At 69.5% G+C, this 7833-nt stretch carries 8 protein-coding genes; 1 reads left to right on the forward strand and 7 read right to left on the reverse strand.

The window, feature by feature from the left end; genetic code table 11:
• Window positions 1–33 precede the first annotated feature (33 nt).
• The 5 genes from prcA to arc form a co-directional block, all read right to left on the reverse strand.
• A complete protein-coding gene (gene prcA / locus ADY01_RS07930; RefSeq protein ID WP_049567983.1) occupies window positions 34–798 on the reverse strand; it encodes a proteasome subunit alpha in 765 nt (254 codons plus the stop codon).
• Between the two features lie 60 nt (window positions 799–858).
• On the reverse strand, window positions 859–1704 hold the full coding sequence (gene prcB, locus ADY01_RS07935) for a proteasome subunit beta (RefSeq protein WP_049567986.1): 846 nt from the start codon (window positions 1702–1704) through the stop codon (window positions 859–861).
• A gap of 137 nt (window positions 1705–1841) precedes the next feature.
• The gene (locus tag ADY01_RS07940) at window positions 1842–2060 is read right to left on the reverse strand and encodes a ubiquitin-like protein Pup (RefSeq protein WP_049567989.1); all 219 of its coding nucleotides are present in this window, start codon (window positions 2058–2060) and stop codon (window positions 1842–1844) included.
• Window positions 2061–2182: 122 nt separating this feature from the next.
• Entirely contained in the window at window positions 2183–3694 is a 1512-nt protein-coding gene (gene dop, locus ADY01_RS07945) for a depupylase/deamidase Dop (protein WP_049567992.1), read from the reverse strand.
• 168 nt (window positions 3695–3862) lie between these two features.
• Window positions 3863–5629 (reverse strand): proteasome ATPase, encoded by a 1767-nt coding sequence (gene arc / locus ADY01_RS07950; RefSeq protein WP_049567995.1) that lies wholly within the window; start codon window positions 5627–5629, stop codon window positions 3863–3865.
• A gap of 243 nt (window positions 5630–5872) precedes the next feature.
• Here arc and ADY01_RS07955 point away from each other — a divergent pair, with 243 nt between their 5' ends.
• Complete coding sequence (locus ADY01_RS07955; protein ID WP_049567998.1) at window positions 5873–6184, forward strand: ferredoxin; 312 nt, start codon at window positions 5873–5875, stop codon at window positions 6182–6184.
• Between the two features lie 26 nt (window positions 6185–6210).
• Here ADY01_RS07955 and ADY01_RS07960 read toward each other — a convergent pair whose 3' ends face one another.
• Both ADY01_RS07960 and ADY01_RS07965 read right to left on the reverse strand, forming a co-directional pair.
• Window positions 6211–6771 (reverse strand): hypothetical protein, encoded by a 561-nt coding sequence (locus tag ADY01_RS07960; RefSeq protein WP_049568001.1) that lies wholly within the window; start codon window positions 6769–6771, stop codon window positions 6211–6213.
• Between the two features lie 91 nt (window positions 6772–6862).
• Window positions 6863–7762, reverse strand: a complete 900-nt coding sequence (locus ADY01_RS07965) for a tRNA (adenine-N1)-methyltransferase (RefSeq protein ID WP_049568004.1) — start codon at window positions 7760–7762, stop codon at window positions 6863–6865.
• Window positions 7763–7833 lie beyond the last annotated feature (71 nt).

Genomic DNA, 7833 nt, shown 5'->3' on the forward strand with positions numbered 1-7833 from the left:
CCGGGGCGTGTGCGCGGCGTCCGCGGCGAGGGCTCACTCCTCGGCGTCGGAGGAGTCCTCCGCGGACTCCGAGGACTCCTCCGACGCCGGGGCCGAACCGTCGCCCTCGAGCAGCCGGGAGAGCTGACCCCCCAGCACCCGCTTGAACTTCCGCTGCTGGCTGCGCTTCCGGTCCAGGACGGCGACCTCCAGCTGATCGGCGGTCAGCTCACGCTCGCCGCCGTTGGTGTCGCGCGTCAGCGACTCGACGGCCAGCCGCAGGGCCTCCCCCAGGTTCATGTCGTCACGGTGGCGCTGCCCGAGATAGCTGCCGATCTGGTCCGAGTTCCCCCCGACCGCGACCGAGCCGTGCTCGTCGATGATGGAACCGTCGTGCGGCAGCCGGTAGATCTCGTCGTCGGCCGGGGTCTCGCCGACCTCGGCGACCAGCAGCTCCACCTCGTAGGGCTTCTCGGCGGCGCTGGAGAAGATGTTGCCCAGCGTCTGGGCGTACAGGTTGGCCAGGCCCCGGGCGGTGACGTCCTCCCGGTCGTACGTGTACCCGCGCAGGTCGGCGTAGCGGGTCCCGCCGATGCGCAGGCTCTCGTACTCGTTGTACTTGCCGGTCGCGGCGAACGCGATCCGGTCGTAGATCTCGCTCACCTTGTGCAGCGCGCGCGACGGGTTCTCCGCGACGAACACGATGCCGTCGGCATACTGGAGCACGACCAGGCTGCGCCCGCGCGCGATGCCCTTCCGGGCGTACTCGGCGCGGTCCGCCATGGCCTGCTGGGGTGAGACATAGAACGGTGTCGACACCGGCTACTCGTCCCTTCCTGTCCTGTCCGTCGGAAATCTTCGGCGTTACCGAGAGGGAAGCTACAGAACCGGGGCCTGCGGCCCGTTCGGCAGCTGGAGCCGGCCCTCGGTGACCGTGGTGGCGATCCCGGAGACCTCCGCCTCGGTGAGCCGGCGGAAGCCATCCTCGGTGATCACCGTGACGATCGGGAAGATCCGGCGGGCGAGATCGGGGCCGCCCGTCGCCGAGTCGTCGTCGGCCGCGTCGTAGAGTGCCTGGACCACGGCCGTGGCGGCCTCACGCTCGCTCAGGTCCTCGCGGTGCAGCTTCTTCATGGCGCCGCGGGCGAAGATCGAGCCGGAGCCGACGGCGGCGAAGCCCAGCTCCTCGGAGCGACCGCCGGTCACGTCGTAGGAGAAGATCCGGCCCTTCCCCTTGTCCAGGTCGAATCCGGCGAACATCGGGACGACGGCGAGACCCTGCATGGCCATCCCCAGGTTCCCCCGGATCATGGTCGACAGCCGGTTGGCCTTGCCCTCCAGGGAGAGCACATGGCCCTCCACCTTCTCGAAGTGCTCCAGCTCCAGCTGGAAGAGCTTGACCAGTTCGATGGCGAGACCCGCCGTGCCGGCGATGCCGACCGCGGAGTACTCGTCGGCGGGGAAGACCTTCTCGACGTCGCGCTGAGCGATCATGTTCCCCATGGTGGCCCTGCGGTCACCCGCGAGCACCACGCCGCCCGCGCAGGTGGCGGCGATGATCGTCGTGCCGTGCACGGTCTCGATCGCGCCCTCCACGGGGGGAAGCGACCGGCCGCCGGGGACCCGCTCGGGGGCATAGTCCGACAGGAAGTCCAGGAAAGAGGACGACCCCGGCCGCAGGAAGGCCGCCGGGAGTCGCCCCTGGTCATGGGAGTAGGCCGCCACAGGTGTCCTTCCAGGTAGGAGAAACGGTCCGCCGCCCCGATCCGGCGTTCGGCCGGGGCTGGAGGCAGCGTATGCCACGGACCCTACCCGTCACCCGCTGAAGATCCACCCGGGTCGCGCGGCTTCCCAGCGGCGGGCTACTGGCCGCCCTTCTGCACGAAACTCCGCACGAAGTCCTCGGCGTTGGACTCCAGAACCTCGTCGATCTCGTCCAGGACGGAGTCCACATCGTCCGTCAGGGCTTCCTGTCGCTCCTTGAGGTCCTCCGAGACCTCGGCGTCCTGTGTCTGCTCTTCGGTCTCTTCGCTGGTGCGCGACGCCCTCTGCTGGCCGCCGCCGGTGTCCTTGGTCGCCATCTCCCTCACCCCATGCTCAGCTCGACGTATCAAGATCAGACCCTACTAGCCGGGGCTGACATCGGCCTTTCTTTGCTACAACGTCCGGGAATCACCTCCATGATTCCCGGATCGGGGGCGGATCAGCCGCCCGAGAGGGCACGGACGAGATCTTCGGCCGTCTCGCAGCGGTCGAGGAGGTCCTTCACGTGCTCCCTCGTGCCGCGCAGCGGGTCCATGGTCGGCACCCGCTGGAGCGAGTCACGGCCCGGCAGGTCGAAGATCACCGAGTCCCAGGAGGCGGCCGCGACGTCGTCCGCGTACTGCTCGAGGCAGCGGCCCCTGAAGTAGGCCCTGGTGTCCACGGGCGGATCCACCCGGGCGGCCGCGACGTCCTCGTCCGCCAGCAGCCTGGTCATCCGGCCACGGGCCACCAGGCGGTTGTACAGGCCCTTGTCGGGCCGCACGTCGGCGTACTGGAGGTCCACCAGGTGAAGGCGGGCGGCGTCCCAGCCCAGCCCGTCGCGCCGGCGGTACCCCTCCATGAGCTCGCGCTTGGCGACCCAGTCCAGCTGGCCCGCCAGGCTCATCGGATCGCGCTCCAGGGCGCCGAGGACGTCCTCCCAGCGGTGGAGGACGTCGAGAGTCTGGGTGTCGGCGTCCGAACCCCAGCGCTCCTCCACGTACTTGCTGGCCAGCTCGTAGTACTCCATCTGGAGCTGGACCGCGGTCAGCGTGCGCCCGCTGCGGAGGGTGATCAGCTCCTTGAGCGAGGGGTCGTGGCTGACCCGGTGCAGGGTCCGCACCGGCTGGTCGACGGCGAGGTCCACGGCGATGAAGCCGTCCTCGATCATGGACAGCACCAGCGCGGTGGTCCCGAGCTTGAGGTAGGTCGACAGCTCGGCGAGGTTGGCGTCGCCGATGATCACATGGAGCCTGCGGTAGCGCTCGGCGTCGGCGTGCGGCTCGTCCCTGGTGTTGATGATGGGCCGCTTCAGCGTCGTCTCCAGGCCGACCTCGACCTCGAAGTAGTCGGCGCGCTGACTGAGCTGGAAGCCGTGCTCGCCGCCGTCCTGCCCGATGCCGACCCGGCCGGCGCCGCAGACGACCTGGCGGGAGACGAAGAACGGCGTCAGGTGGCGCACGATCTCGGAGAACGGGGTCTCCCGCTTCATCAGGTAGTTCTCGTGGGTGCCGTAGGAGGCGCCCTTGTTGTCCGTGTTGTTCTTGTAGAGGTGGATCGGCTGGGCGCCCGGCACCTCGGCGGCGCGCCTGGCCGCCTCGGCCATGATCCGCTCCCCCGCCTTGTCCCACAGCAGGGCGTCCATCGGGCTGGTGGTCTCGGGGGAGCTGTACTCGGGGTGCGCGTGGTCGACATAGAGCCGCGCGCCGTTGGTCAGGATGACGTTCGCCAGGCCGATGTCCTCGTCGGTCAGCTGGCTGGCGTCGGCGTTGTCGCGGGCCAGGTCGAAGCCTCGCGCGTCGCGCAGCGGGTTCTCCTCCTCGAAGTCCCAGCGCGCCCGCCTGGCCCGGTGCATGGCCGCCGCGTAGGCGTTCACGACCTGGGAGGAGGTGAGCATCGCGTTGGCGTTCGGGTGCCCGGGAACGGAAACGCCGTACTCCGTCTCGATGCCCATCACTCGCCGTACAGTCATGCGGCCCTCCTTGCCCGGCGGCGGCTCTCCACCGTCCGGCCGCTGGCTACGAGCCTAGGCGACACGGGGTGCGGTGAGGAGATCACTGCGGGTTTCCTTCGGGACTGTTTCGGAAACGAACGGCTGCGGAGCCCGCCTTCGCGTGCCCCGCAGCCGACGCCTCATGCACTACAGGTATTGACCGGTGTTCGCCACCGTGTCGATCGAGCGGCCGGTGTCCCCGCCCTGCTTTCCGGTGACGAGCGTGCGGATGAACACGATGCGCTCGCCCTTCTTGCCGGAGATGCGGGCCCAGTCGTCCGGGTTGGTGGTGTTGGGCAGGTCCTCGTTCTCCTTGAACTCGTCCACGCAGGCGGCGAGCAGGTGGGAGACGCGCAGACCCTTCTGCTGGTGATCCAGGAAGTCCTTGATCGCCATCTTCTTGGCCCGGTCCACGATGTTCTGGATCATGGCGCCGGAGTTGAAGTCCTTGAAGTAGAGGACTTCCTTGTCGCCGTTGGCGTACGTGACCTCGAGGAAGCGGTTCTCCTCGGACTCCGCGTACATCTGCTCCACGACGGTCTGGATCATGCTGCCGACGGTGATCTCGGAGCTGCCGTTGTGCTCCGCGAGGTCCTCGGAGTGCAGCGGCAGCCGGGAGGTGAGGTACTTCGAGAAGATGTCGCGCGCGGCCTCGGCGTCCGGGCGCTCGATCTTGATCTTCACATCGAGGCGTCCCGGGCGCAGGATCGCCGGGTCGATCATGTCCTCCCGGTTGGAGGCGCCGATGACGATGACGTTCTCCAGGCCCTCCACGCCGTCGATCTCGGAGAGCAGCTGCGGGACGATGGTGTTCTCCACGTCCGAGCTCACGCCCGAGCCGCGGGTGCGGAAGAGGGAGTCCATCTCGTCGAAGAAGACGATGACGGGCACGCCCTCGCTCGCCTTCTCACGGGCCCGCTGGAAGACCAGCCGGATGTGCCGCTCCGTCTCGCCGACGTACTTGTTGAGCAGCTCGGGACCCTTGATGTTGAGGAAGAAGCTCTTCCCCGCGGGCCGTCCCGTGACCTCCGCGACCTTCTTGGCCAGCGAGTTGGCCACGGCCTTGGCGATCAGCGTCTTGCCGCATCCGGGCGGGCCGTAGAGCAGGACGCCCTTGGGCGGCCGGAGCTCGTGCTCGCGGAAGAGGTCCGGGTGCAGGTAGGGCAGTTCGACGGCGTCCCTGATCAGCTCGATCTGGCCGCCGAGGCCGCCGATCTGGGTGTAGTCGATGTCCGGGACCTCTTCGAGGACCAGCTCCTCGACCTCGCTCTTGGGCACGACCTCGTAGACGTAGCCGGAGCGGGACTCCAGCAGGAGGGCGTCTCCCGCGCGCAGCACCACGTCCATGAGGGGCTGCGCGAGCTTGACGACCCGCTCCTCGTCGGTGTGGCCGACGACCAGGGCGCGCTCGCCGTCCTCCAGGACCTCCTTGAGGGTGACGATGTCCCCGGCGCTCTCGAACTCCATGGCCGCGACGACGTTCATCGCCTCGTTGAGCATGACCTCCTGGCCACGTCTCAACTCGTCGAGGTCGACGCTGGGGCTGACATTCACCCGCAGCTTGCGGCCGCTGGTGAAGATGTCGGCGGTGGTGTCGTCGTTCGCACTCAGGAAGACGCCGAACCCGGAGGGCGGCTGGGCGAGCCGGTCGACTTCCTCCTTGAGGGCCACGATCTGGTCACGCGCCTCACGCAGGGTGTTCGCCAGTCGCTCGTTCTGCGCGGACACGCCGGCCAGATTGGTCTGGAGCTCGACAATCCGCTCCTCGAGAATCCGAGTGTGACGCGGAGAGTCGGCCAGCTTGCGGCGCAGGACAGTGATCTCCTGCTCAAGGTCGGCAACCTGCCGGGTCGGGTCGTCTGAACCTCGACCAGGCCGGATGCCGCGGTTGCTGTCGTCGTTCTGGGATACCACGGGTCCTCACCTCCTCCAAGGGGAGCTGGACGCTTCCAGACCCTACCTGGACCGGTGCAGTTCGAAACCCCTAGATCACAAAGACGGTCGGGGCGTGTCCGATCTTCACCCTTGCGCACTCCCTCACGCCAGGGAAATACCCACCCTGCTCCATCGGAAAGCGGTCCGCTGTATCGTCGTAAGCGGTCAACACCCGGCGTGGACGGCCCCCTTTGTTTCACCCTACGACGAACGGTAAGGCGAATGACCGTGCGGAACGAAGCCACCGAGGAGCTCGAGGTCTGGATCGATCAGGACCTCTGCACCGGGGACGGAATCTGCGCCCAGTACGCCCCCGACGTGTTCGAACTCGACATCGACGGCCTGGCTTATGTGAAGCCTCCGACGGAGCCCGGCGCGGAGGCCGACCTGCTGACCGCGCCGGGGGCGACCGCGCCGGTTCCGCTGCCGCTGCTGCGGGATGTCGCGGACTCCGTGAAGGAGTGTCCCGGGCAGTGCATCCACGTCCGCCGGACGTCCGACGGCGCCGAGGTGTACGGCCCGGACGCCGCGTAGGGCCGCCCCGCCACCGGGCGGCGCGTTCAGACGCTGTTGGGGGCCGGGGCGACGTGGAGCGCCAGCCGCCCGTCCTCCCAGGCCCAGCTGACCTCGCGGAACTGGTCGGGGCAGCAGCGTGGGACGTCGGTCGAGGAGTAGCCGTGCAGGCTCAGGGAGATCTCGCCGTCCGCGGTGTCGAGTTCGTCCACCGTCATGAGCTCGGACGGGTCGACCAGGGTCTCGGCGACGCGGGGCTCGGCCCCCTCGTCGGCGGGGTGGGTGAGCAGGTAGACGCCGTGCGGCGGCGTTCCCGAGCCGGCGTCGCAGCGGACCACGGCCACCGTCTCCGCCCGCCCGTCGCCGTCCAGGTCGAGGGACGCGTGGTCGGCGACGAGGACGTCGAGCGGGCCGCAGTCCAGCGGATACGGCGCCCGCTCCGCGTCAGGGCCCGCGACCGGCGCGGCGCCCGCGGTGGTCGCGGTGGCGCCGGTCGGCTCGATCATGGCGGCGGCGCCGGTCACGGCCGCGAGCACGGCGGCGGTGGTCAGCCAGTGAAGGGCGCGGGCGCGGGTGTGCGGGAGGTCGTGACCGGCCGGGAGCTGCACGCGGGGACTCCAGGGAAGGCGTGAGGGCGGTGGGGAACGCGGTGGGCATCGTGTCACACGTCACACCACCGCCCCTCGGCGGGGTCGGCGATCAGGCGGCGGCGCTTCCCGAGCCGGGGCCGGTGTAGTCCGCGCCGTAGGCGCCGGGCGCGGGCCTGCGGCGGCGCAGCGGGGGCGTGACCCCGTCGGCGAGGCGGCGGGCGGTCAGCAGGAAGCCGGTGTGCCCGATCATGCGGTGGTCGGGGCGGACGGCGAGGCCCTCCACGTGCCAGGTGCGGACCATGGTCTCCCAGGCGCGCGGCTCGTTGAACGTGCCGTGCTCGCGGATGGTCTCCACGGTCCGGGCCAGCTGGGTGGTGGTCGCCACGTAGGCGCAGACGATGCCGCCGGGCACCAGCGCCTTGGACACCGCGTCCAGGCACTCCCAGGGCGCGAGCATGTCCAGGATGACGCGGTCGACGTCGGTGTCCGAGAGGTGGTCCTGGAGGTCGCCGACGGTCACCTGCCAGGCCGGGTGGGGGCCGCCGAAGTAGCGGGCGACGTTCTCCTGGGCGATCTCGGCGAAGTCGGCCCTGCGCTCGTAGGAGTGCAGCATCCCCTGGTCGCCGATGGCGCGCAGCAGGAACATGCTGAGCGATCCGGAGCCGACGCCGGCCTCGACGACGCGGGCGCCGGCGAAGATGTCGGCCATCGCGAGGATCTGGCCGGCGTCCTTGGGGTAGACCACGGCGGCGCCGCGTGGCATGGACAGGACATAGTCGGGGAGCAGGGGGCGCAGCGCGAGGTAGGCGACGTTTCCGGTGGTGCGGACGACGGTTCCCTCGGGCGCGCCGATCAGCTCGTCGTGGGGGAAGGCACCCTTGTGGGTGTGGAAGCTCTTCCCTGCTTCGAGCGTGAACGTGTAGTGGCGTCCCTTGGGGTCGGTGAGCTGGACCTGGTCCCCGACCTCGAAGGGCCCGCGACGGCGGGCGGCACCGGTCGGTTCGGACATGCGGGACAGCCTAGTCCAGGCTGAGTTGGCGGCCGTCACCGAGGCCGTGGGAGTGAGCCGTGGGTGGGGGT

The organism is Streptomyces sp. SBT349 (assembly GCF_001083795.1).
In the GTDB taxonomy this organism is placed as follows: domain Bacteria; phylum Actinomycetota; class Actinomycetes; order Streptomycetales; family Streptomycetaceae; genus Streptomyces.

What these genes read in the sequence shown, in the direction of transcription:
- ADY01_RS07940 (WP_049567989.1), bottom strand. Translation starts at nt 2,060, where the DNA reads ATGGCGACCAAGGACACCGGCGGCGGCCAGCAGAGGGCGTCGCGCACC.
- dop (WP_049567992.1), bottom strand. Translation starts at nt 3,694, where the DNA reads ATGACTGTACGGCGAGTGATGGGCATCGAGACGGAGTACGGCGTTTCC.
- ADY01_RS07955 (WP_049567998.1), top strand. Translation starts at nt 5,873, where the DNA reads ATGACCGTGCGGAACGAAGCCACCGAGGAGCTCGAGGTCTGGATCGAT.
- ADY01_RS07965 (WP_049568004.1), bottom strand. Translation starts at nt 7,762, where the DNA reads ATGTCCGAACCGACCGGTGCCGCCCGCCGTCGCGGGCCCTTCGAGGTC.